We start from the raw sequence: 22,733 nt of genomic DNA, 5'->3' as shown, positions 1-22,733 counted from the left end.
TGTAGCGGATTGCGACGAAAGTCCCGACGACAACGGCGGCCGTGATAGCGACTGAAAACCCCACTCGAGCCAAGAACTGGCCAGGGCTAAGTCCGTCCCATGACCGTCCGTTGGTGTCGAACCTGCGCTCGGCGCGGCGGATTTTAGTGTTATTGATCACGTCTCCAGCTTAAATGATTGCAATCGATCCATCGCGCTCACGCCCCGACCGGAGCCTTCCACCGCATCAAGCGCCGCTCCAGCGCCTCGAGCACCGCGTTAAACGCCAGGCCGATCACCGTGATGCGCAGAATGCCGAAATACATTTGCGGGATCAGGAAGCTGTACTGGCTGTTGATGATGAGATAGCCGAGCCCCGCCTTGGCCCCGACCATCTCGGAGGCGACCAGCACCAGCATGGCGGAGGCGCTGGCGAGGCGAATGCCGACGAAGATGGTCGGAAGCGCCGCCGGAAGGATCACCTTGCGGAAAAGTTGCGGCGGGCTCGCGCCCATCGTCCGCGCCGACTTGATAAGGAGCGGATCGACCTGCTTGACGGCAGCAATTGTGTTGAGCAGCAATGGTCAAGCGCAGCTGTAGATCACCATGGTGATCTTCGACATCTCGCCGATGCCGAGCAGCAGGATGAACACCGGCAGCAGCGCCAACGGCGCGATGTTGCGGCAGATCTCGATGAACTGGTTGACGAGATTGCCGAGCCGGGCGTACCAACCGACGAGAAGGCCAAGCGGCACGATCAAGGCCACGGAGATCAGGAAGCCGCTCAACGCGCGCAGCAGGCTCGCCGACACGTCGTCATAGAGCTCGCCCGTTTGCGCGAGCTGCCAGCCGGCGGCGATCACCTCGGAGAACGGCGGCAGGAACACCGGATCGACGAAGCCGAGCCGCGGGGCGGCCTCCCACAGCGACAGTAGCGCGATGAGCAGCAGCGAGCGATGCCCGAACGCGCCGAGCCCGCGCGCGCCAGCATGAAGCCGGCCGGCGATCGGCGATGGTCGGCGATCCACGCCGGAGATAGCCCCCGGACGCCCGTGGGCGAGTTCCAGCAGCGACAACGTTGCACTTCCTCGCGCAGCAGGCTCCAAACCGCTTGCCTGACATGGCCGAACTCCGGCAGCGAACGCACGTCGTCGGCCTCGCGCAGCGAAACCGGAATGTCGATGACCTCTTTTATCCGGCCCGGGCGCGAGGTCATCACGGCCACGCGCTGGCCGAGCACGACGGCCTCGTCGAAGCCATGGGTGATGAAGACGATGGTCTTGCCGGTGGCGCGCCAAAGTCTGGTGGCTCTGCTCGAACGGAACGGCAAAGGTAAAGCCTTTCCAGTTCTTCGGATCGCGATTGTCCCTGTGCTTGTTGGCCAGGACGAGAGAGTTTCCATTTTGATTCAGAATGGTAAGCACTTTGATCGACTGGACATTGCCCCCAAGCCCTGCGGTCATCGTCAGAGGCACGGGCATTACCTGCTGTGAGATGTCCAGTTCTCCGTTGAGCATCTTGTCTCGAATCAAAGCTATTCCGGCGATCTTCTGCAGGCTGACCTCGAGGCCTTCCTTGCCGTAGCTTCCAAGCTTCTCGCCGTAGATCAGCGGAACGGCGCAGGTAATCGGCAAAAAGCCACGGCAAGCTTCGTCTTCTCAAGAGGCTTGCGCTCCTGGGCAATCGCCTTCAGCGTCTCGATTGGGAGAATGCTCGACAGCGCCCCGATGATCGCACTTGCCGACCTTGCGCAGCATTTCACGGCGCAAGATCGGTTGCGGGAACAGACCATGCAGCAGTGTCTGCTCGACTTGGTCCGACATGGCGGCCTCGAAGCTCGGCTGGGCTGGACCGGGATCGCAACAACGGCAACGCTTGCCGCCGCCATGATGATCCGATGCGTCAGTCATCTGCCCTGCCCCCGTTCTAGCGTCCGGTTTCAAACATGGCGCCCGTCGCCGCCTCGACGGAGCTTGGCGTATCGATTGGGAAGCGGTACCTCGAAAATGCGCAAGGGCCTTCGCAGAAAAGCGATCACCCGGCAACCGGCAAGCCGCACCCGATCAGTTCAGCCTCGTCGCACGGCGGAAGGCTATCCAGCTCCCCCAGATCCCAATATAGGCCCGCCATAACCTCCAGGGCCTCACGCGCGAGCTCGATCGGCAAGTGCTCATCGGCTGCATGTTGCTGGCATCCAGGATAGGCATGAGGCACCCACAACGTGGGCAAATTTAGCAGGTTGGCAAAAATGTCGTTCGGAAGCGAGCCAGCGAAATTGGGCAAGATCGCCGGCGATTTCCGCGTCGTCCGAACGATCGAGGCTTGGGCCCATTTGGCCCAGGGACCCTCAGGATCAAGGCGCGTGGCGAGAAACACACCATCGTCAGGGCTGGGCGTCACCTGGACCATGTCGAGACCGGCCTTCACGAGATGTCGCCGAAGCGCCGGCACGATGTCTTCGCAATCAACGCCGACCACGAAGCGGAGCTGACAGCGCGCCCAGGCACTCGCGGGAATGGCATTGACCGGCGCCTGCGGATTTCCGCAACTGATGGCGAGAACATCAAACGAGCACCAGCCATACACCTGCTCTGCCGGAGTTAGTCCCGGCTCGCCCCAGGCCGGATCGATGTCAGGTCCGCCAGGTCCCCCGTCAACGACACAGTCGGCAAGGACCCGCCGGACGGCATCAGGCAGCTCACTTGGAAGCCATTCTGCGATCAGAATGCGGCCGGTCGGAGAGACGATCGTAGCCAAGGCATGCGCGAGCTGGATTGCGGGATCGGAAAGCAGACCGCCCCAATTGCCCGAATGATATGCGCTCTCGCGCGCATTAATTGAGATGTCGAATGTAACACATCCGCGCGAGCCCAGGAACACTGTCGGCCGATGCTCGGACAAGCGCGGTCCGTCCGACGCAACGAAGATGTCTGCGCACAGGAGCTTCTTGTGCGTCGTACATAGTTCGCGGAGGCCAGGCGAATCGACCTCCTCACCCATTTCGATCAGGTATTTCAGGTTGAACCCCAGCCGACCTCTAGTCTCGAGCACAGCACGGAGGCTGGCAATGTTGACGGCGTGCTGTCCCTTGTTGTCGGCGACACCACGTCCGTACCAGCGATCATTGAGCTTTGCGAGACGCCAAGGGGACCTTCCTGCGGCCCACGATGCGTCCATTCCCCGAACCACGTCGCCGTGCCCATATCCGAGCACCGTCAGCAATGATGGATCTTCTATGCGTTCTGCATAAAGGAATTGTGCGCCTGCAGCGGCCAAAACCTGGCAATCGCAGCCGAACTCTTCAAGCATGCAGCGAAGCTGGTCGAGATACTCGGCGAGCTGACGTTTTCGCTCCGGGTTCTGACTCTCGGAAGGAATAGCGACGAGCCGCGAGAGAACGGTCTCGAAGTCTCCAGAAGCCAGATGGCTTCTCGCGCGCGAGATTGCGGCGTTCCGGCTCATTACGGGTAGCTCCTCGCACGCCAAAGGCAGCTCAACTGGGGGCCGGAAACACGCGGGTATGCGCAGCCTCGATCTCAATGCGGACGCGTTGACCGGATTGGAACAGCGGCCGTCCGGGGCTCACCGAAGTCCGGGCGGTCAACCGAATGGACCCGACCTGCACGAGCACGCTTTGGTTCGTGCCCGTGTAAGCAGATTCCAAAACCATCGCGGTAGCGCGCTCGTCCGGTCTCAGGCCGACATACTCCGGGCGAACTGCCAGCAACCCTCGGTCGCCTGACGTCAGCACCTGACTGGCCTCCTGCACAACGTCAATGCCGAGATCGGCGCTGCGGGCACAGACCTCGCCTCCAGATTGCCGCAACTCGACCGGCAGAAAGTTCATCTCACCGATGAAATCAGCGACAAATGCAGTCGCCGGCTGCTCGTATAGCTCACGCGGTGTCCCACACTGCTGCAAGCGGCCTCGCTCGAGAACGGCAACGCGATCGGCCATTGACAGCGCTTCCTCCTGGTCGTGGGTAACAAAAATGATCGTGCTACCGACCTCCTTATGGATCAGCTTGATCTCCATTTGGAGCTGCTGCCTGAGCTTGCGATCAAGTGCCCCGAGAGGCTCGTCCATGAGCAGCAGGGGCGGACGGAAAACAAGAGCGCGGGCCAGAGCGACACGCTGCTGCTGCCCACCCGACAACTGGTTTGGAAGTCGCGCACCATATCCGTCAAGTGCAACGAGCTTCAGGGCTTTTGCGACCTCACGTTCGACGTCTCCGCCACGCAAGCCCCGGCGCCGCAGCGGATAGGCGATGTTCTCAGCGATGGTCATATGGGGGAACAATGCGTAGCTCTGGAACACCATGCCGAAGCCGCGACGATAGCTCGGAACATCATTGATCCGTACGCCGTCGAGCATGATATCGCCAGAGGACGACACCTCGAATCCGGCGATCATCATCAACAGAGTTGACTTTCCTGACCCGCTCGATCCGAGCAAGGCGACGAACTCTCCTGGCTCTATCGACAGTGAGACGTCGTCGACCGCCTTGACCGGACCAAACATCTTGGTCAACGAGTTGACCGAAACGGAACCACGTTGACTTTGCGACGTCACTACACCTGTCGTTACCTTTTCGCTCACGATTGCTGTGCTGACGCTCATTTCGGCCTCGTCTCGAATATCTTGCGCGGTATTGAGGTCAATCGCTTCCCACCCGCACTAAGGCCTGTTTACAGACAGGATTCCCAAATCAGTAGAAAATTGATTCAAGGCTGAAAATTGGAGATCAGCCTTGATTCGATTGATGTTGAGCGATGCGCAGTGGGAGCGGATTGCGCCGGAATTGTCTGGCAAAGCCGGTGATCCCGGCGGCACCGGGCGTAACAACCGGCTCTTTATCGAAGCAGTTCTTTGGATTGCGCGCACGGGCTCGCCGTGGCGAGATCTGCCGGAAGCGTTCGGCAAGTGGTTCACAGTGTATACGCGCTTCTGGCGCTGGGCGCAGAAGGGGGTCTGGGAGCGGGTCTTCAAAGCTCTCTGTGACGATCCCGATTTCGAATATGTCCTGATCGACGGCACACTCGTCCGGGTCCACCAACATGGCACCGGGGCAAAAGGGGGACTCAAAATCAGGCCATAGGCCGCTCGCGTGGTGGCCTGACTACCAAAATCATGGCTCTGGTCGACGCACTCGGCAATCTCATTCGCTTCACCCTGCTGCCCGGCCAGCGTCACGACAGCATTGGCGTCGAGCCTTTGATCACTGGCCTCGATTTTGAAGCGCTGATCGGCGACAAGGCCTTCGATAATAACTGGCTGCGCGCCAATCTGAACCAACGCGGCGCCGCAGCGGTCATCCCGTCCAAGGCCGACCGCGCCGGGCGCATCCCGCACGACGCCGAAATGTACAAATGGCGCCACCTGGTCGAGAACTTCTTCTGCCAGCTCAAGGCATTCCGCCGCATCGCAACTCGCTACGAAAAGACAGACGCCTGCTTTGCCGGCCTCCTCAATCTCGTCGCGGCTTTCCTCGCAAACTAGCGACTGTAAACAGGCCTTAGTCACCACGACGGACTCGCTGAAGGCAAGGCCAGCAGCGGATGTGTACATGTGAAAGACCATTCCTTCCTCGATAGCCCAATCCGAACGAGGCGTGAAACAGCGATACAGGTCACTCGTGTGCTGGGAAACGAGCGGAGCGGTACCAAGCGTGTACCCGGTGATGTTATCGTAGGTCTCGCGCAACCCGGCCGCGACAACGCCTTCCCGCACGATGCGGTCGACGTCAGCGGCAATCGCGCCAGGCCGGAGCGCGGCGATTTGGCGATCTTGTAACGCGATAAGAGCCTGAGCCGTGGCTCGCTGCTCGCCGGTTGCGCGCCCTACGATGACCGATCGCATGATCCGTACCGTATAGAATCGCAAGCGCGGCAGGAGCTCGATATGAACGATATCGCCATCGACCAGCGGTCGCTCTGCGAGGAACCCATGCAGCGAATCCCAGCCCGATCCGACATTGAGAGGCCCAACAAAGCCATCGTCGAACCCAAGCCGATAGTAGGCTGCAGCGGCAGCTGCAGCGATATCACGTTGACTCTTGCCGCTCGCCACCTCCTTGATAGTCGCGTCGAAGGCCGCATCCAAGAGTGAACCGGCCCGGGACATATGCGCGATCTCTTCCGGCGACTTGCATCGCCTGAGATCCCATCCCGAACGCTCAAGGTCAAAAAACTCGGTATCCGGCAAGAGCTTGCGAAGCGATTGGAGTCTTTGGATCGTAAACGAGTTCGATTGAAACTCAGCGCCAATCCGGGCGGGCACCGAACCAATTGCCCGCAAGGTGCTCGCCAGCACCGTCAGCGGGTCGTCCCAATCGCCAAACCCCACGATGTTATCCATCCACGTGCGCTGCCGCGCCGGGGGCATATCAAGCTTGCGCACCAGCAGGAACGGCTCGGACGATTCCGGCACGATGCACGCTCGCCAGAGATTTTCGGAGACCGTATAGCCCGAAAGCCATGACATCATCTCGGGCTCGTCAAAGATGACACAGTCAAGGCGACGCTCTGCCATCAATTTTCGGACGGCGTCACATCGACGCTTGTACTCCTCGACGGAGAAAGTGAGATCGCGGCTCATGCTCGATGCTCCGTTGCGATTGCGAGACCTCGACCCAGATTGGATCGAGTGGGCTGCTTCAGGAAAGGCGTCATTGGCTTCCTCGTAGGATGAACAATGCACAAGCGCGATCTCTTCATCTGCTCAACGATGGAGGCCTTCCTGCGGGCGACGACCTTGAACAACCGCGCCCACGAACAGCCGCAAAAGCATCAGAAGCGCAAGCACGATGAGAAACAGAACGGCGATGACGGCGATCTGGGGACTGATTTCCAGGCGGATGTTGTCCCACATTCTCATGGGCAACGGCGTCGCGGTGGGCCCGCTCAGGAACAGACCGAACACAACGTCATCGAACCCCACGATGAACGCGAAGAGCACCGCGCTCGCTAGCGTCGGCAGCAGCAATGGGAGCGTCACCGTTCTCAGCGTCACGAGAGGGCTCGAGCCTAGGCTGGCGGCAGCCAGCTCAAGGGTGCGATTGAACCGCTTGAGCCCCGCGATCATAACAACGACCGTATATGGAGCGCCAATGATCGTATAGCTGAGGGCAAATGCCAGCGGATTGCCGATCAGCGAGGATCCGGCGAGAGCGAAGAACAGGGAAACTGCGATAACGACATGAGGAACGATCAGCGGGGAAATCAGGAGAAGATAGACAGGCACGCGAGCAGAGAACCTGTACCGCACGAGAGCGAAGGCGGCGGGCACACCAATCGCCACGCTCAGGAGAGCGGACAGTCCTGCCCATCTCAGGCTGAAGCTTAGGGCATCGAGCCATTGCGTATTCTTGAGCAAACTTGAGAACCACCGCAGTGAATAGCCGGGCGGCGGAAAGGTGAGGTATGGCGCATCGCTGAATGCAAGAGGAATTACGACCACGAAAGGCAGCACCAGAAGAAGGAGCGTTAGCCCTGCGCTAACGTACAACGCGGGTCGCAGGACGACCGTCAACGCCTCATGCAGCCTCATTGACGGGCCGTGCAAAATCGCCGTCAGTCGCTCCAGTATCGGCCACCGCGCGGAGAGACCGGATGTCGACTTGCCGATCGAAGAAACGTTGTTATGTGGGCGATCGTCGAGTTCTTCCGCAATCCGCTGACGAAATATGAGAAAGACCGCGATCACCGTCAGCATCAAGATCGATGATTGGGCTGCGGCTTCATCAAAATTGCCGAGGATCAGCACGCGCAGGCTGATGCCCTGAGCGATCAGATAGCTGTCAGGACCACCAAGAAGCTCTGGCGTAATGTAGAAGCCGAGACTGGATAGAAAGACGAGCGTGCAGCCGCTAATCACGCCTGGCATCGAGGCTGGAAGCGTGACCCTCAGGAAGGCGTCAGTAGGAGGACTTCCGAGGCTTTGTGCCGCTTTTGCAAGGCTTGGATTAACCCGCGCCAGCACGGCGTAGAGAGGAAACACCATGAGCGGCAGCTGGACCTGCACCATGCCGACATAGACGCCGACCGAATTGAACACCATTTGCAGCGGCTCGGAGATAAGGCCAAGTTGCAAGAGGAGCTGGTTAATTGGCCCGTTGGGGCTGAGCAGGACGATCCATGCATAAGTTCTGATCAGGACACTCGTCAAATATGGGAGAGTGACAATAAGAAGCAGAAATGCCGCCGGACGCGGAGGACATTTCGATATGGCATACGCGAGCGGATAAGCAATGAGCAAACAGACGATCGTCACGGTCGCGGCCAGCGCGAGCGTCCTGACGACGATCCATAGAAACGCCGGCGAGTTGGCGATCTCGATGTAGCTCTCAAGCGTCCAGGCACCATCGTGCTGGAGGCTCTTGAGCACGAGTTGCGCGAGCGGCACGACGTAGCCGACCGAGAACAGGATCACGATCGGCAAGAGAAGGAGGACGGGCACCAGGCGCACCCGTCCTAGGCTGTCTCTGCTATGCGGCATGGCCAGACTCGCATCCACCATTTTGAGCTACCGTACGCCGGAAATCCAACGTTCCCATTGAGCAACGGCAATTTCATTGTTGGCCTTACCGTTGGAGCTCACAGCGTTCCAGAATTCGTAGTCCTGGACGAACTGCAGCTTCCGTGCTTCGGGCGAGGTCGGCAGGAGTTTTGCCCGTTCAGACGGCACATGCTCGAATGCACGCGAGTTTGGCGGCGCATAGAGGATGTGCTGGACGAACTTCGCCTGATTTTCGGCTCGCGCTGAGAACGCGAGAAACTTGAATGCGTTGTCCGCATTCTTCGTGCCTTTCAAGACCACCCAAGTGTCGTACTGCAGCATTCCCTGATTCCAGGTGTAGCCGATCTTGGCCCCCTGCTCGTTGGCTGCCGAAACCCGGCCGTTCCAGGCGCTACCAGCCGTGATCAACTTATCAATGATCATCTGCGGAGCTTCCGCCCCGGTGTTCCACCACTTCAGGATATTCGGCTTTACCCGGCTGAGGCTCTTGAACGCGCGATCCCAATCGAGTGGATAGAGCTTCGACGGCTCAACACCATCAGCCATCAGAGCTGCTTCGAAGGTGCCGCCGTCCGACGCCCAGGTTCCGGCCATGAGCGAACGCCGTCCCGCGAATTTTTGGGCGTCCCAGACATCTGCCCAAGTGTTCGGCGCATTGGTTGCAAATTTTGACGCATCGTACGCAATAAACAGCGAATAGATGATAGCGGGCACGGTGAACTTGCCGACCTTGACCGGACTGAACGCGTCGAGGTCCGCCTTGTCGAAGTAGCCATAGTCGATCGGAAGCAAAAGATTGTCCCGCTCGAAAGTCGGGGCCTTGCCGCCAGGAAGTATCGTCACGTCATATCGGGGGGCACCGGCGAGCACGCTCGCTCGCACGGCTCCCGTGTCGGTCCGCGGTTGAGCTATAACCTTGATGCCGGTCTCTTTCTCGAACGGCTCGAAATAGGCGATCCGCTTGGCCTCGCCCCAAGACCCGCCGCCGTCGTAGACCACGACTTCACCTGTGCCCTTCGGGATTTGCGCAATTGCGGGGGCGGGAAACAGCGACCGCGCGGCCGCCAGCGCCCCGGCCAAAGCGGTGCCCTGAAGTAGCTTCCGCCTGACTACATCCACCATGTTAACCCTCCCTGTGTGGCAACTACTTGCTCGAACCGGTTTTGTGCATATAATCGTACAAGCTCGTGGCTAAAATCGCCGTTTTGCGACCCCAAATGCCAGAAAACTGCAAATTGGAATTTTAAATGGCTGTCACGCGCACCGACCTGGATCGCCTCGATCTGAAGCTTCTCATGCTGCTGCAGGAGAATAATCTGCAGACCTCTGAGGAATTGGCAGAGCGCGTGGGACTTTCGCCGACTTCTTGCCTGCGTCGGCTCAGGCGATTGCGCGAAAATGGGGCGATCATGTCCGACGTCTCGATCATATCGCCTTCGGTCGCCGGGAAACGGGTCACGTCGATCGTGCTTGTGGCGCTCGAGCAAGAGCAGCTCGATCTTCTGCACACCTTTAAGAATCGAATGAGCGCCTATCCTGAGGTTACCCAGTGCTACTACGTAACAGGTTCGGCTGATTTCATTCTGGTCGTCAACACTGGTTCTATGGAGGAATATGGGGCTTTCACCGAGCGAGCATTCTTTCCCGACAAGAACATCAAGTCGTTCAGCACATATGTGTCGATGCAGACGGTCAAGTTCACCACCCGCATCAATCTTGACGTATCCTGACTGCCCGGGCTCTGCTCATGCCAATTGGTTTCCGCTCCAAACCGATAGGTCGGTTGGGCCTTCTGTGGCAAAGAGCAGAACCTTGGCGGACTGATCGAGGCCAAGTCTCTTTCGGTCCTTCTCTTCGGCCGCCCTTAAGAGGCCTGCAAGTCCCGCCGCTCCCGACTCTCCGACGCGAAGACGCTGATCGCCCGAAACGCCTTCATTAAGCAAACGAACCGCGCCCACGGCCTCTTCTTCGGTTACCGTGATGTAGCCGCTGGTCAGCTCTTCGATGATCGGCCAAACCAACAACGATGGGCTTTGGCATTCGAGCATCGACATGTTCGTCCCAGGCCCCGGCGGTAGCCGCACGGGCATCTTGGCTCGGGCGCTCTCGTAAAGGCATGCCGACCGTTCTGGCTCGACGATCCAAAGATGGGTATCGCCCCCGAATAGACCCCGTGCCGAGCCATGGCCGAACACACTTGCTGCAAGACCTCCCACACCAGCCTGAACCAGAACATGCGTAAACGGCTTTGACTGTCCTGCCGTGGCTGCAATAATTTCGTCGATCAGTATCGCATACCCCTGGACCACAAACGTGCAAGCAGTGTCGTCCTCCCCGGGGCCGACCGTATCCGGGACAGCGATCCAACCGTCCTGCGAGGCAGCCTTGGCCGCAACCTCGACGGAGTCGTTATAGTCTCCAGCCACGCGCACGATCGCAGCGCCGAGCCGCGAGATATGAGCGGCCCGCTCGTCGCTCACACCCGCATGGAGATATACGACCGCCCGCGCTCCGATGAGCCTCGCTCCGGCCGACACCGAACGGCCATGGTTGCCGTCCGAAGCACATGAAAATGTGAGCTGTGAAAGCATAGATCGCACGCCAGGCTCCGACAATTCTGCAGGCAGAATCGAGCGTCCAGTCCGTCTCTCAACGTGCTTCATAGCGAGCTTCAGCACTGCGTAGGCTCCGCCGAGCCCCTTGAAGCTGCCTATGCCAAGCCGCTGTGTTTCATCCTTGATCCAGATTTCGCCGAGACCCAGCTTTTCGGCGGTATGCGGCAGAGGAATCAGGCTGGTCGGTGCATAGCGCGGGCAGGCCTGAAGGAGGCGGAGCGGCTCATTTCCTGCGTTGCGGTCGCACCACCATGGAGCCTGTTCCAAGCCAGGTGAGCGATTGCGCAGCAGAAAGGGCCGATGATTGGCAAGCGTCTCCGACGGAGTTTCCGCGGGCTTTGATGTGGGAACCAAGGTCATCCTCCTGGCAAACAAGTACGATCTTCTCGAACCACTTTGCCGACCCGTAAGGCCGTTTGGCGCAATCTATGAAGCAGCCAATGAAGGATTTTGGCATTATCGGCCTTAAAACGGCGGGTTTGGGCCCTTCTGTCAGGTATGTTTCCAGAGATTTGCTGATCGAAGACCGTTAGTGCCTGCGAATCTGTATTTCTACCGCGTCGCGAAGAAGGGACTTCAGGTGCACGATATTCGGAAGCGAACTGCAAGCTCGATCGGCGATCTTTCCGATGCCGAAGTCGTTCGTTTGCGAGCGGATACGCCTGGCGTTGTACATCGAATCCATCTTAATAATGCCGGCGCCGCGTTGATGCCGAGCCCCGTCGTCGATGGCATGATCGCATACCTCCAGCGCGAAGCTGAAATTGGCGGCTATGAAGCGAGCGCCGAAAGCACGGCGCGGTTAGAGGGTGTATACGATAGCATTGCTCGACTAGTCGGCTCAAAGCGCGAAGAAATTGCGCTGACTGAGAATGCCACTCTGGCATGGCAGCGCGCCTTCTATTCGCTCCGCTTTGGCCCTGGCGACCGAATTCTCACCACCTCCGCAGAGTTTGCGGCAAACTATGTTGCGTTCTTGCAGGTCGCCCGTCGTACGGGCGCACGGGTCGAGGTTATACCCGACGACGCAAATCACATTCTGGATCCGGAAGCGCTCGAGCGCATGATTGATGAGCGCCTAAGGCTGATCGCCATCACGTGGATACCGACCAACGGCGGCTTGGTGAACCCAGTTGAAGCCGTGGGACGCATCGCGCGCGCTCATAGTGTTCCCTACCTGCTGGATGCGTGCCAGGCTGTTGGCCAGATCCCCGTCGACGTCCGCGCACTTGGTTGCGACATGCTGACGGCGACAGGTCGGAAATTCTTGCGTGGTCCGCGCGGAACAGGCTTCCTCTACATGCGAGACGATTTCCTGAAGGACATTGAACCGGCTATGATCGACCTGTTCGGCGCACCTTGGGTTGGACCTGAGCGGTACGAACTTAGGTCCGACGCACGACGATTCGAGACGTGGGAAGCGAACTATGCGGCGCGGCTTGGACTTGGGATCGCCGCTGACTACGCGCTTTCAATCGGCATCGAGAGGATCGAACAACGTTGCCGCGAGCTTGCGAATGAATTGCGAGCAGCACTTGGTGGCGTCCCTGGCGTGGTGCTTCACGACCTTGGAGAACGTCCCGCTTCAATCGTGTCGTTCACACTTCGTAGTACGCTCGCACGCGAGGTCATGCGCAGCCTTGCAAGGCAGAAGATCAACGTATCCGTCTCGCCACCAACAAGTACACCGTTGGATGCAGCGCGGAGAGGTCTCTCCGATATCGTTCGCGCATCCCCGCATTACTACAATACGATTGAGGAGGTTCACAGTCTCGCGTCAGCGGTCAGGGGGATTGCCGCATAACCGTACGTTGCGAGCTGCGCCGAGACTAGGACGTTCAGTTTTCGACCACCGTGTGGGTGGCTTGTCGATAGCTCGTCGCTTCGGATAGCGGCTCACCTATTCCTTCATTTCGTCGGCGGTCGAGGCCTCAAAGAAGCTGTAGCGGCGAGCACCGCCTCAAAAATGACTGCGGTGCGCAGGTCCTAACGGTAGAACGCCTTGTTTGCCCCGAATATTTCAGTGACGAAATCAAAGACCGCCGCCATCCTGGGGACGTGCCGTAACTCTTCGTGGATGGCAATCCAGAACTCGCGATTTGTCCTGGCCTCAACCTCCAGTACGCGCCTGAAGGTAGGCTCAGAGTCCGCCAGATAAGTGAGAAACATTCCGATGCCGAAGCCTCGCCTGACGGCTTCCAATTGGACAAGTGGGCTGGTGCTGCGGAAACGACGCGCCTCGACCCCGGCGGTGTCATGCAGCCATTTCAGTGCGGAGGTTTCGATCATATCGCCAATATAGTCCACAAAAACATGATCATCGGCTTCCTCGAGACTTTTCGGCTCGAGGTAGATGTCGCATCTGGCGATTCGCCGGGCGATATGGCGCAGACCTGTCGGGCGCACGATCCCGATGGATATATCAGCCTCTCGCCGCGTCGGATTTGCGGTCTGCAGCGCGGTGACGACCTCGACGAAGATCCCGGGATATTTGTCCTTGAAGGACGTTAGCGCGGGTACCAGCACTGTGGCAGCCAGCCCCTCCACCGCCGCACCTCACCGGCCCTGAAAGTTTGTCCTTGCCGGACTTCGAAGATGTCGGATGCCAGCCAATATTGCAACATCTGTCGCCCTCTTCATTGCCCTGTCCCCACATGTTCGCGACAGAATCTAAACCCAAGTGCTACGCTTAAAGCCCCTCTATGCCTCGCATATTCAGCCCGGTCTATCTCATGTCGGTTTGGCTGGCGATGAGATTAAGGAGCTCAGTGGACTATGTCCCCGAAATCCTGAAGGACGTCTTGGGACCAGGAGCAAATCAAGAAGCGACCGCCAAGCGACTCGGTTCTCGTCTATCGAGTGATGCGGCCCTGACACGACTACTACGTTGAATTGGGTGGGCCACAGACGCCAGATTTTGCTGCAATTGTCTGGGAGGCTCCTGTGGCCCACGTTGCTGCAAGGCTCTGATCTTCAATAAAATTCGGCTCCGCTAGGGAGCGCCAGCGACTCAAGAAGGGCTGATAGATCAAAAATATCCCGCAAATCATATCCAAAGGAGATCGAGACCGAGATCGACGCGATCCCGGGCGTGGCCGAAAGCGCCGTGGTCGGCGTTCCCCATGCCGACTTCGGCGAAGGCGTCACGGCCGCGGTGGTGCGCTCATCCGCGAGGCGCTGTCGGGACGGCTGGCAAAGTTCAAGCAGCCCAAGCGCGTCATCTTCGTCGATACCTTGCCACGCAACGCCATGGGCAAGGTGCAGAAGAACCTGCTGCGCGAGCGCTTTGTCGATCTCAATTCGAAGGCCGGCTACAGCAAACGCTGTTTCAGGGCGCGGCTGCCGAGCGCCGCCAGATCCGCCGCGTCTTGACCGATTGCGTATAGACGTAGGCGGCAAGGCCGTAAAACGGCCCCATCAGCGTATCCTTCTCCAGACCCATTTTCCGACTTGACCTGCCTGACCTCGCCGACCAAGTGTCCACGAATGGCTGATAGACACTCTCGTGGACAAAAAACCGCGTCGGCGACTCGCAGACCAGGCCGGCGTTGCAGAATTTGCCTGGGGCGAGGATCTTCGGGCATTCTCGACGTCGGCGTCCTCACACACGATCACCGGTGCGTGTCCTCTTCATGGTGACGCGCTTGATCTGGACGCCTGCAAGCGCGGCGAGATGCTTGCCGACGGCCGTCGAGCCGGTATAAGAGATTTTGCGGAGGATTAGACGTGGGACGAAATAAGCCCTTCGGTGTTGCTCGCACGTCATACAGTAGCTCGCGCTCTGCGGATGTGCCCGCCGGCGCGAGAGCGCTATCTGCAAGCACCGACCCTGCCACTACCATCACCATACGGAATTCAGGAGCAATGAATAGCTGTGGTGTTTGAGACGGCCCCGGATAGCACCGCTGCCCTCGGCAGGATTGATCGAACCGGTCAAGAGAAACGCCTCTGGTTCACCGATTGCTGAATGTCATTGATTCCCACACATGGCTCGGAACCGAATCAGCGGCGAAGATCAAGCTCGACCTTCCTAGCGATATCTGGCTGCAGGCGCACCAGGATTGGCTCAAGGTGAAGGTTCACTCGGCTGCGACAATCGCCGGAGTGATCTACCCGGCAGATACCCTGCTCGTCATATCGTTGACCGGCTTTCTCGCTGGGGAGCGCAATTTCGCGGTACTTTTTATGGCGAGCCCGCGGCGGGCACTGCAGGGATTTTTTTAGTCGGGCGGTAGGCTTGTCCTCTCCATCCTCGACGAGCTGCGGCCGGTGTTCGAGAGTTGCACGCCATCCGGTACGACTTGGACCCGGGAGCAGGTGAGCGTGCTTCCCGATATCGGCGTCGTCGATGTTTGGCTCCTTGATCGCGATCAATCCGAAAGCAATGGAGACCTACTGGTCAAGATCCAGGATCCGCTTACGCCCCCAATACTGATGCTCTTGGAGGAGGGTGTGGCCAGTCCAGCCGTTCTGAAGATGGTATCGCGCTCTTGCGGCGGGTCCCGCACCTGACCTCATCATCCTTAACTGGATTCTGACCGGAGAGGACGGTCTCTCGATCTTTCGGCGGCTGCGGAGACGAATGGTCCGCCGGTCATCATGTTGACCGCCAAGAACGAAGACATGACCGCGTGCTCGGCCTGGTAACGGGAGCCGGTGATTACATTTCGAAGCCCTTCAACGGCCGCGTGCTGCTCGCTTACATCATGCCGTTCTTCGTCGGGCACGCGGCGCAGTTATTCCGACGAAGGCTGCCGCACCGCGTCGGTTGAGCGTCATCAACCTCATCGGCTGATTACCAGTCGAGGGCTCCTGCCTCGCGATCGATGTTGGTCTCACCTCTGGTGAACATGCAGGGAATCAACAGCTCGCGACGCAGAGGCGCGCGCGAAAATGTCGAAGCCATGCGCCGGTTCATTTTGTGTCCGATCGCCTGGGGGACCCTGCATGCAATGGACGCAGTGCGGCACGAGCCGAGAACCGATCTACGTATGCGAGGCGCAGGTGCGGATCGGGCACCGGCTCAACGCCCTCACGATCACCCAGCTCGCCATCACCGACTATCTCTTCGCTTCGCCGCCGGAGGTCAGCAACTAGAGGATGGATTACCTCCACTTCATCCATTTCACCTGGGGCCAGGCTCGCCGCCGTCTTCCTGAGCGCCTACGGAATGTCGCCACTGAGAAGGCGCTGCATGGTCTCGCCTATAACGTCACACGCGTGATGACATTCTCGGCAAACCGAGCTTGATTGAGGCTAAGTCATGTCACAGCCGTCCGCGCCGCGTGAAGGCGGGAAAGTGCGTCCATAAGCGCAATACCGCGCCGCGATACCCGCTTTGGCCAGTCACTGGATTATCCGACGCGAGAACATCAGCCGCCTGCGATGACTAGCGACCACAGCTACGTACCCATCTGTCCGTTTGTAGACACGATCCTACTAAGGGGCGCTCGTCGAAAAACTACGATCGCCAGCCCGTCGACAATCGCGTCTGTGTTGTACGAGCTGCGGGTCATGAAATACCTAGTCTCCGTGGCAATCAAACAGGCATCAGTTCAATCCTCCAAGAAGGAGTGGGTTCTTCTTACAAAAGCGTAACGGCTGGTGAGCTTGAACCTCACGTGGCGTCACTTTGTACGCTGGAAGCAGCGTCAACGAGGGGCATTTGGCCCTCATTGTGAGAAGGGCGCTTAGTATTATGGAGGTAAAATGCGAACTGAACTTCTTTCTTTGAGCGCTGCAATAGCTGCGCTCATTGCACTTCAAGCCGCGAATTCGACCGAGCTGAGGCGTCGGTTAGAACTACCTTCGGTGGTGTGGAGCTGGACTGGTGGATATATTGGTGGGCATGTTGGAGGAGGCTACGGCTGGACATCGTTCAGTAATCCGCATGGTTCGTCTATTTATGGCGGTGTGGTAGATACCCCTGTATTCGTCGCGGGAGGCCAGGTAGGTTATAACTGGCAGAACGAACGGTGGGTTTTCGGCCTCGAATTGGATGCGAGTAGAGCTGCTTCAGAGGGTACAAACACCTGCCTAAGCTCCCGCTTCATAGTGAGCGCAAACTGCACTGCCAGCCCAAACGTCTTTGTCACTGGAACGGGCCGGCTCGGTTATACGTTTGGTCCACAGGGCGACACCATGGCCTATCTCAAGGCAGGCGTGGCCTGGCAACACAATCGGGGCGATGTCGCCAACGGCCACGAACTCACCCGTGGGTTCGGAGCGACACCAACTAGTTTTGACGATGGTCGTATAGGGGGAATAATCGGCGCGGGTGTCGAACACGCGCTCTCGCCGGCATGGTCAGTCGATCTCGAATACAATTTTCTGAGATTTAGCGGGCCAAGTGTGGCCACGCCTCCCACTCAACAGTATCACCCCCCGGAGCCCCTTGCGGTGATCCCGGCCAATACCACTGCTCTGTCGAGCAGCTATCACATCGCCAAACTTGGTCTGAACTACCATTTTGATGCTGAGCCGCAGGCATCGAGATGGTCTGATGCGCCATTATATCCTACGAAATCTATCAGCGCACCCCCGATCCCCTTTGCTCAGGGCTGGTCGCTGGAAAGTGGCACACGGCTCTGGCTGAGCCGTGGAAGATTTCAATGGGACCTGGGACCGCCGCATCTCATATCGAGGCTCACCTATGACAAGCTGGATGGGATTTCCGGCGAATTATTTGAACGGGTCGACAGCCCATGGGGCATCTTTCTGAAGGGCAATATCGGTTTCGGGCGGTTCGAAGCAGGTCATGAGCACGACGAAGATTGGGGCTTGCAGCAACGGCAGGTTGCCTATTCGCTGACGGAGTTGGGCCAAGCCAATGGAAAATTCGCATACTATACGGCTGACCTGGGCTACGATTTTTTACGCGGCGCCGCTTACAAAATCGGTGGATTTCTGGGCTGGACTTATTACGGTCAAAAGTCCGACAAGACAGGCTCCGTCCAAATTGCGACGCCGAATGATCCGACCCTGCCTGCAGGCGATCAAAGGACAGTGGGCACCCAAGACACCGACTGGAATGCTCTACGGCTCGGCATCAGCGCTGAGACCACATTGTTCGACCATTGGCGCGTGAGTGTCGACGTCGCTTACCTGCCCTGGACGAACTTCCAGGGGCGTGACAATCATCTGCTGCGTTCTCTCACGTACTTTACCGACCAGCGCGGGAGTGGCGGGGGAGGCTTCCAAATGGAAGGCATTCTATCTTACCTCATGACCAGCAATTTCAGCATCGGCATCGGTGCGCGTTATTGGGCAATGTGGAATGAGAGAGATGGCAAAGTGCTGCAAAGCCGAGCCCCTGACGATAGACATCGCCCCGTCACGAGCGGGCCTTTTCCTGCGAGTTATAGCATGGATCGCTGGGGCACGTTCCTGCAGGCGTCGTATCACTTTGATTGAGATGATGCTGGCCGCCAAACGCCGTCTTGATCTTACGACAGTGCGTTTCCTGACGGGGCAAGCTGGCGGTGATCTGTCGAGCTGGTCACGACGACGCAATAACCTTGCCTCGGAGAACAATTGTTGATCAAGCAGGTACCGCCGAGTTGCCCCAGCGGCTGAGCACGTACTTGCGAAATCCCGATTTTGGGACCAGTAGTTAACTTGGACAAACGCCGCTCCGTCTGATAGACGGGGCGACGATCGCCAACTTGGCGCGGCGCTAGAAGTTCATCCAACCAGATTTACGCTGGAAGAAGCAGCTTGAGGCCCAAGCGGGGCCGCCCTTCGACCCTGCCGAGGCCGAGCGGCAGGTTGAGCGGCTACATGCCAGATCGGCCAGTTCACGGTGTGGAGCGTGATTTTTAGCCAGGACGTCCGGACATGAGAGTCCCGGATCGCAGAGCGATGCTCGATCGCGGCCCTGCCAAATTTTCGATCCGCCGGCAATGCGCGCTGCTGGGGATCGCCCGATGGGCGTCTATCGGCCACCGAAGTCAGCCAATGAGGGCGACAAGTGTTCGATGAGGACCGTATCGGGACGGGCAGCACTGAGATTCAGGCGGCCCACGATGGCAAGACTTTCGTCGCCGCACCAGTCGGAGCCTCCGTTATGGACGACGTAGGCTATCGGGTGGCCAATCCGCTCATGGGCAACGCCAGCGAGCGCGCTAGTCTCGTCTCTGCTCCACGAGACTAGGTCGATGAGTTTCACGGCTTGCTTCGTTGCTTCGGACGAGCCAGATCGCAGCCTGTCGCTCACAGGGCCCCTCGACCGAAGAAGAATTCTCGACTGTCTCGGCGCACGGGCGGGGCTTACCGTCTGTTGAGGAGCGCTTCGAGTTTGCGGCGGATCGCAGGACGCTCATGCGAGCTTGCAAGATAGCTCTTCATCAGACGGTTCTTCGCCTCTACCCAGTCACGCACCGGGGCCAGGCTTGAAGGTCAGCCTCTAGCCACTAGTAAGGATCGTCAACGAGCCGTGCCGATCGTTGTCGGCACGACCGCGTCGGCTCCGAAGCCGGACCGGCGCAGGCCCGCGCGCCGACCGCTTCGCCTATGGCCAATTGTCAAAGCGGGGGCATGCGCCGAACTTCCCTCATTCTCGATCCGCATGCTCGTCAGTGAGATTCGAGGTTTCAAGTCGGTCGTGCATCGCCCTCTCCGAGAACTCAGGTGAGAAGCGCAACGGATCGAACAGCGTGCAAGGAGGACCTGTGCGCACATGGCGAGTTCGATCTAAGAGAGCGACTAGCTATTGCGCAGTTCAGTTCGAGCTTATCCCGGGTGCGGCAGGCCGCTGGCCGGGGCTTGCGGGGCGCGGCCGACGATGACGGTCAGAAGGCCCTGGCTCCAAAGCCGCTTCGCGGCCTGCCTGGCGTCGTCCAGCGTCACGGCATCGACGATGGCATTGCGCTTCTCGATATAGTCGATCGGCAGCCTGTCCCGCTGATATTGCAGCAGCGCATGGGCCAGCTTGGAGGAGGTGTCGAGCGCCAGCATCTGCGAGCCCTTGAGGTAGGACTTCGCCTCGTCGAGCTCCTTCTGCGTCGGTCCTTCCTCGGCGATGCGGCGCACCTCCTTCTCGATCGCATTGATGGTGTCGCCGGCACGGTCGGCGCGCGTGCCGGTGTTGCCGATGAAGACGGCCGAGTGCTCCATCCACAACAGCGATTCAAACACCGAATAGGCGAGCCCGCGCTTCTCGCGTACCTCGCGATAGAGCCGGGAGGACAGTCCGCCGCCGCCCAGGATGTGGTTGACGACATAGCCGACCATGAAGTTCGGATCGCTGCGCTTCACGCCGGGGCCGCCGAAGGTGATTACGGTCTGCGGCACGTCGAGTGGCACGAAGGCGCCGCGGCGGCGCGGCGGGCTCGATGTCGGGGACCGGCGTGAGGTTCGCTTTGGCCGGCAGGGTGCCAAACGTCTTGTCGAGCCGCTTGCCGAGCGTTGCGGGCTCGACGTCGCCAACGACCGCAACCTTCAGCGTGTCCTTGGCCAGGATGCGGCCGACATAATCCTTCATGTCGGCGACCGTGATGGTCGGTACGCTTTCCAGCGTCCCGATGGTCTGCCGACCGTAGAGATGATCGCCAAAGGCGATCTCCAGGAACTTGCGGCTGGCGAGCGCGGTCGGATTGGTGGTGTCGCGGCGCAGGCCCGAGATGACCTGGGAACGGATGCGCTCGACGTCGGCGGTGTCGAAATGCGGCGAGGTCAGCGCCATCCGCAACAGGGCGAAAGCCTTGTCCTTGTTGTCGCGGAGCATGCGCAGGCTGCCCCAGAACGTGTCGCGGCTGGCGCTGAAGGAGAGCTCGATGGCGCGGCGGTCGAGTCGCTCGTGGAAGGTCTTGGAATCGAGATCGCCGGAGCCTTCGTCGAGGAGGTCGCCGACGAGGTTGGCGACGCCCGGCTTGTCCTTGGGGTCCTGCGATGCGCCGGCGGCAAAGGAATACTCCATCGCGATCAGCGGCACGCTCGCGTCCTGCACGAACCAGGCTTCGATGCCGCCGGGTGAGGTCAGGTGCTGGATCTTGGCCGCGGCCTGCGACAGCGAGATGGACACCAAAGAGAGCGTCACTGTGGTGACGACGGAGAGCGCGATGCCGCGCATGCGAAGGAAGGGATGGGTCACGAACGCTTCTCCTCGCGCTTGGCGGTGGCGGTGTCCTTGATCAGATGGCCCGTCACCGAGCGCTTCTTCTCGAGCCATTTCTGCGCAACGGCGCGCACCTGTTCGGCGGTGACGGCGCGGATGCGATCGGGCCAGCTGCGAATGTCCTCGATCGACAGGCCCGTGGTCAGCGCGCCGCCATACGGCGCACCAGCACCGCCTGATTCGTCCTGGGCGTAGATCGCCTCCGCGATAAGCTGGGTCTTGACCCGGTCGAGATCCTCGGCGCGAATTGGGTTCTGCACGATGTCGGCGATCACGCCCTCGATGACCTGCTCGACCTCAGCGAAACTCACCCCCTGTTTCGGAGAGGCTGCGATCGAGAACTGGCTCGGGTCGAGCGAGGTGCTCGAATAGCTGGCGCTGGCCGAGACCGCGAGCGGCTTGTCGACGACGAGCGCGCGGTAGAGATAGGAGTTGCAGCCGCTGCCCATCAGTTGCGCGAGCATGTCGAGGGCCGCGCTCTCGCCGGCCGCCGCCGTGGTTGCCGAGGGCACGAGGTAATAGCGCCGCATGTTCGGCTGCTCGACGCGCGGATCGGACAGCGTGACGGTGCGCGGTGCGGCCGGCTCCGGCTCCTGCGGACGGATGCGTCGCGCCGGGATGGCGGGCTGCGCCGGGATGGCGGCGAAATTGCGCTCGACCAGCGGGCGGATTTCAGCGGCGTCGACGTCGCCGGCGATCACCAGGATCGCGTTGTTCGGCGCATAGAAACGGCGGTAGAAAGCCAGCGCATCCTCGCGATTGAGCTTCTCGATCTCCTGGTGCCAGCCGATCACCGGCCGGCCGTAGGGATGGTTGAGATAAAGCGCGGCCCTGACCTGCTCGTTCAGCCGCGCCTCGGGACTGTTGACAACGCGCATGTTGTATTCTTCGAGTACGACGTCGCGCTCGGGCAGCACGTTCTCGTCCTTCACGAGCCCGGTCATGCGGTCGGCCTCGAACTCCATCATGGTCGGCAGCTGCGTAGTCGACCGAGGTGGAAGCGTTCACGTTGCCGCCGACGCGCAGCACGGTCTGCGAGAATTCGCCGACGGGATGCTTCGAGGTGCCCTTGAGCATCAGGTGCTCGAGGAAATGCGCCAGGCCGGATTTGCCGGGCGTCTCGTCGGCCGAGCCGACCTTGTACCAGATCATCTCCGTGACCACGGGAGTGCGGTGGCCGGGAATCACCACGACCTGGAGGCCGTTAGCGAGCGCAAAGCTGGTTAGTGGCATGGAGCTCGCAAGACTCTCGCCTGATAGGCCGCCTACTACAAAGGCGAACGTCAGGACCCGCGCTAGAAGGCAAACGACGGAGCTAGATGAGGAGGTCCGAACTCTTGACAGCAGTCGTCGTAAATTTTTCGAAACGAAAGCTCGATCGCGCCGTCGATAGGGCGCGGCATTGTTATCAACATGGTTCGTCAACTTCTTGATCGGCGTGACTTTTTGCAAGCTCCATTGCAATTGGTTCTCGATGAGGAGTGTGGTCGTGATCGAAGGCATTTGT

The 22,733-nt window shown here is 59.6% G+C and carries 16 protein-coding genes and 6 pseudogenes; 7 read left to right on the top strand and 15 right to left on the bottom strand.

What is annotated here, in order from left to right:
- Positions 1-197: 197 nt before the first annotated feature.
- From ACR9YP_RS12580 to ACR9YP_RS12550, 7 genes and pseudogenes are all read right to left on the bottom strand, one after another.
- Positions 198-560, bottom strand: a complete 363-nt coding sequence (locus ACR9YP_RS12580) for an ABC transporter permease (RefSeq protein WP_474219999.1) — start codon at positions 558-560, stop codon at positions 198-200.
- Between the two features lie 3 nt (positions 561-563).
- Positions 564-1,055: an ABC transporter permease gene (locus ACR9YP_RS12575; protein ID WP_474221222.1), complete on the bottom strand. Its 492-nt coding sequence runs from the start codon at positions 1,053-1,055 to the stop codon at positions 564-566.
- A pseudogene (locus ACR9YP_RS12570) lies at positions 1,049-1,282 on the bottom strand (ABC transporter ATP-binding protein); the annotation flags it as partial. The gene ACR9YP_RS12575 and the pseudogene ACR9YP_RS12570, both read right to left, overlap by 7 nt.
- Positions 1,283-1,334: 52 nt before the next feature.
- Positions 1,335-1,613 (bottom strand): annotated as a pseudogene (locus tag ACR9YP_RS12565) (ABC transporter substrate-binding protein); the annotation flags it as partial.
- Between the two features lie 24 nt (positions 1,614-1,637).
- Positions 1,638-1,802 carry a hypothetical protein gene (locus ACR9YP_RS12560; protein WP_474219998.1) on the bottom strand — a complete coding sequence of 55 codons (165 nt, stop codon included), beginning with the start codon at positions 1,800-1,802 and terminating at the stop codon, positions 1,638-1,640.
- A gap of 211 nt (positions 1,803-2,013) precedes the next feature.
- A complete protein-coding gene (locus ACR9YP_RS12555) occupies positions 2,014-3,441 on the bottom strand; it encodes a M20 family metallopeptidase (protein ID WP_474219997.1) in 1,428 nt (475 codons plus the stop codon).
- A 31-nt stretch (positions 3,442-3,472) separates the two neighbouring features.
- The gene (locus ACR9YP_RS12550; protein WP_474219996.1) at positions 3,473-4,600 is read right to left on the bottom strand and encodes an ABC transporter ATP-binding protein; all 1,128 of its coding nucleotides are present in this window, start codon (positions 4,598-4,600) and stop codon (positions 3,473-3,475) included.
- A 130-nt stretch (positions 4,601-4,730) separates the two neighbouring features.
- Between ACR9YP_RS12550 and ACR9YP_RS12545 the strand changes: the two genes are divergently transcribed.
- A protein-coding gene (locus ACR9YP_RS12545) for an IS5 family transposase (RefSeq protein ID WP_474217651.1) occupies positions 4,731-5,479 on the top strand; the annotation gives its coding sequence in 2 pieces (ribosomal slippage) (positions 4,731-5,061 and positions 5,061-5,479; 750 coding nt in all).
- A gap of 30 nt (positions 5,480-5,509) precedes the next feature.
- Here the strand turns inward: ACR9YP_RS12545 and ACR9YP_RS12540 are convergent.
- From ACR9YP_RS12540 to ACR9YP_RS12530, 3 genes and pseudogenes are all read right to left on the bottom strand, one after another.
- Positions 5,510-6,577: pseudogene (locus ACR9YP_RS12540) on the bottom strand (M24 family metallopeptidase); the annotation flags it as partial.
- 123 nt (positions 6,578-6,700) lie between these two features.
- Positions 6,701-8,497, bottom strand: a complete 1,797-nt coding sequence (locus ACR9YP_RS12535) for an ABC transporter permease subunit (RefSeq protein WP_438101737.1) — start codon at positions 8,495-8,497, stop codon at positions 6,701-6,703.
- Positions 8,498-8,503: 6 nt separating this feature from the next.
- Positions 8,504-9,619 carry an ABC transporter substrate-binding protein gene (locus ACR9YP_RS12530; protein ID WP_474219993.1) on the bottom strand — a complete coding sequence of 372 codons (1,116 nt, stop codon included), beginning with the start codon at positions 9,617-9,619 and terminating at the stop codon, positions 8,504-8,506.
- Positions 9,620-9,744: 125 nt separating this feature from the next.
- Between ACR9YP_RS12530 and ACR9YP_RS12525 the strand changes: the two genes are divergently transcribed.
- The gene (locus ACR9YP_RS12525; protein ID WP_474219992.1) at positions 9,745-10,227 is read left to right on the top strand and encodes an Lrp/AsnC family transcriptional regulator; all 483 of its coding nucleotides are present in this window, start codon (positions 9,745-9,747) and stop codon (positions 10,225-10,227) included.
- Between the two features lie 15 nt (positions 10,228-10,242).
- On the opposite strand, the gene ACR9YP_RS12520 is transcribed toward ACR9YP_RS12525, so the two are convergent.
- Entirely contained in the window at positions 10,243-11,472 is a 1,230-nt protein-coding gene (locus tag ACR9YP_RS12520) for a diaminopropionate ammonia-lyase (RefSeq protein ID WP_474219991.1), read from the bottom strand.
- Positions 11,473-11,725: 253 nt separating this feature from the next.
- On the opposite strand from ACR9YP_RS12520, the gene ACR9YP_RS12515 reads away from it, so the two are divergent.
- Positions 11,726-12,916: an aminotransferase class V-fold PLP-dependent enzyme gene (locus tag ACR9YP_RS12515; RefSeq protein ID WP_474221053.1), complete on the top strand. Its 1,191-nt coding sequence runs from the start codon at positions 11,726-11,728 to the stop codon at positions 12,914-12,916.
- 182 nt (positions 12,917-13,098) lie between these two features.
- Here the strand turns inward: ACR9YP_RS12515 and ACR9YP_RS12510 are convergent, their stop codons facing one another.
- Complete coding sequence (locus ACR9YP_RS12510; RefSeq protein WP_474219990.1) at positions 13,099-13,659, bottom strand: LysR substrate-binding domain-containing protein; 561 nt, start codon at positions 13,657-13,659, stop codon at positions 13,099-13,101.
- 502 nt (positions 13,660-14,161) lie between these two features.
- Here ACR9YP_RS12510 and ACR9YP_RS12505 point away from each other — a divergent pair.
- Positions 14,162-14,484: pseudogene (locus tag ACR9YP_RS12505) on the top strand (AMP-binding enzyme); the annotation flags it as partial.
- On the opposite strand, the gene ACR9YP_RS12500 reads toward ACR9YP_RS12505, so the two are convergent.
- Positions 14,441-14,686, bottom strand: a complete 246-nt coding sequence (locus ACR9YP_RS12500; RefSeq protein ID WP_474221052.1) for an aldehyde dehydrogenase family protein — start codon at positions 14,684-14,686, stop codon at positions 14,441-14,443. The pseudogene ACR9YP_RS12505 and the gene ACR9YP_RS12500 sit on opposite strands and share 44 nt — an antisense overlap.
- 386 nt (positions 14,687-15,072) lie before the next feature.
- Here ACR9YP_RS12500 and ACR9YP_RS12495 point away from each other — a divergent pair, with 386 nt between their 5' ends.
- The 3 genes from ACR9YP_RS12495 to ACR9YP_RS12485 all read left to right on the top strand — a co-directional run bounded on the left by ACR9YP_RS12495 (position 15,073) and on the right by ACR9YP_RS12485 (position 18,525).
- Entirely contained in the window at positions 15,073-15,336 is a 264-nt protein-coding gene (locus tag ACR9YP_RS12495) for a hypothetical protein (protein ID WP_474219989.1), read from the top strand.
- 723 nt (positions 15,337-16,059) lie between these two features.
- The gene (locus ACR9YP_RS12490) at positions 16,060-16,209 is read left to right on the top strand and encodes a hypothetical protein (protein WP_474219988.1); all 150 of its coding nucleotides are present in this window, start codon (positions 16,060-16,062) and stop codon (positions 16,207-16,209) included.
- 612 nt (positions 16,210-16,821) lie between these two features.
- On the top strand, positions 16,822-18,525 hold the full coding sequence (locus ACR9YP_RS12485) for an outer membrane protein (RefSeq protein ID WP_474219987.1): 1,704 nt from the start codon (positions 16,822-16,824) through the stop codon (positions 18,523-18,525).
- Positions 18,526-19,842: 1,317 nt separating this feature from the next.
- On the opposite strand, the pseudogene ACR9YP_RS12480 reads toward ACR9YP_RS12485, so the two are convergent.
- Both ACR9YP_RS12480 and ACR9YP_RS12475 read right to left on the bottom strand, forming a co-directional pair.
- A pseudogene (locus ACR9YP_RS12480) lies at positions 19,843-21,028 on the bottom strand (M16 family metallopeptidase).
- A 170-nt stretch (positions 21,029-21,198) separates the two neighbouring features.
- Positions 21,199-22,459: pseudogene (locus ACR9YP_RS12475) on the bottom strand (M16 family metallopeptidase).
- Between the last annotated feature and the right edge of the window lie 274 nt (positions 22,460-22,733).

This window comes from Bradyrhizobium sp. BR14999 (assembly GCF_056106085.1).
The sequence above is the reverse complement of the archived record's forward strand: the minus strand, read 5'-3'. Positions and strand labels throughout refer to the sequence as shown.

Excerpts from the sequence above, each read along its gene's own strand:
- ACR9YP_RS12485 (WP_474219987.1), top strand. The coding sequence starts at position 16,822 with ATGCGAACTGAACTTCTTTCTTTGAGCGCTGCAATAGCTGCGCTCATT.
- ACR9YP_RS12535 (WP_438101737.1), bottom strand. The coding sequence starts at position 8,497 with ATGGTGGATGCGAGTCTGGCCATGCCGCATAGCAGAGACAGCCTAGGA.
- ACR9YP_RS12525 (WP_474219992.1), top strand. The coding sequence starts at position 9,745 with ATGGCTGTCACGCGCACCGACCTGGATCGCCTCGATCTGAAGCTTCTC.
- ACR9YP_RS12550 (WP_474219996.1), bottom strand. The coding sequence starts at position 4,600 with ATGAGCGTCAGCACAGCAATCGTGAGCGAAAAGGTAACGACAGGTGTA.
- ACR9YP_RS12560 (WP_474219998.1), bottom strand. The coding sequence starts at position 1,802 with ATGTCGGACCAAGTCGAGCAGACACTGCTGCATGGTCTGTTCCCGCAA.
- ACR9YP_RS12490 (WP_474219988.1), top strand. The coding sequence starts at position 16,060 with ATGCAATGGACGCAGTGCGGCACGAGCCGAGAACCGATCTACGTATGC.
- ACR9YP_RS12520 (WP_474219991.1), bottom strand. The coding sequence starts at position 11,472 with ATGACCTTGGTTCCCACATCAAAGCCCGCGGAAACTCCGTCGGAGACG.
- ACR9YP_RS12530 (WP_474219993.1), bottom strand. The coding sequence starts at position 9,619 with ATGGTGGATGTAGTCAGGCGGAAGCTACTTCAGGGCACCGCTTTGGCC.
- ACR9YP_RS12555 (WP_474219997.1), bottom strand. The coding sequence starts at position 3,441 with ATGAGCCGGAACGCCGCAATCTCGCGCGCGAGAAGCCATCTGGCTTCT.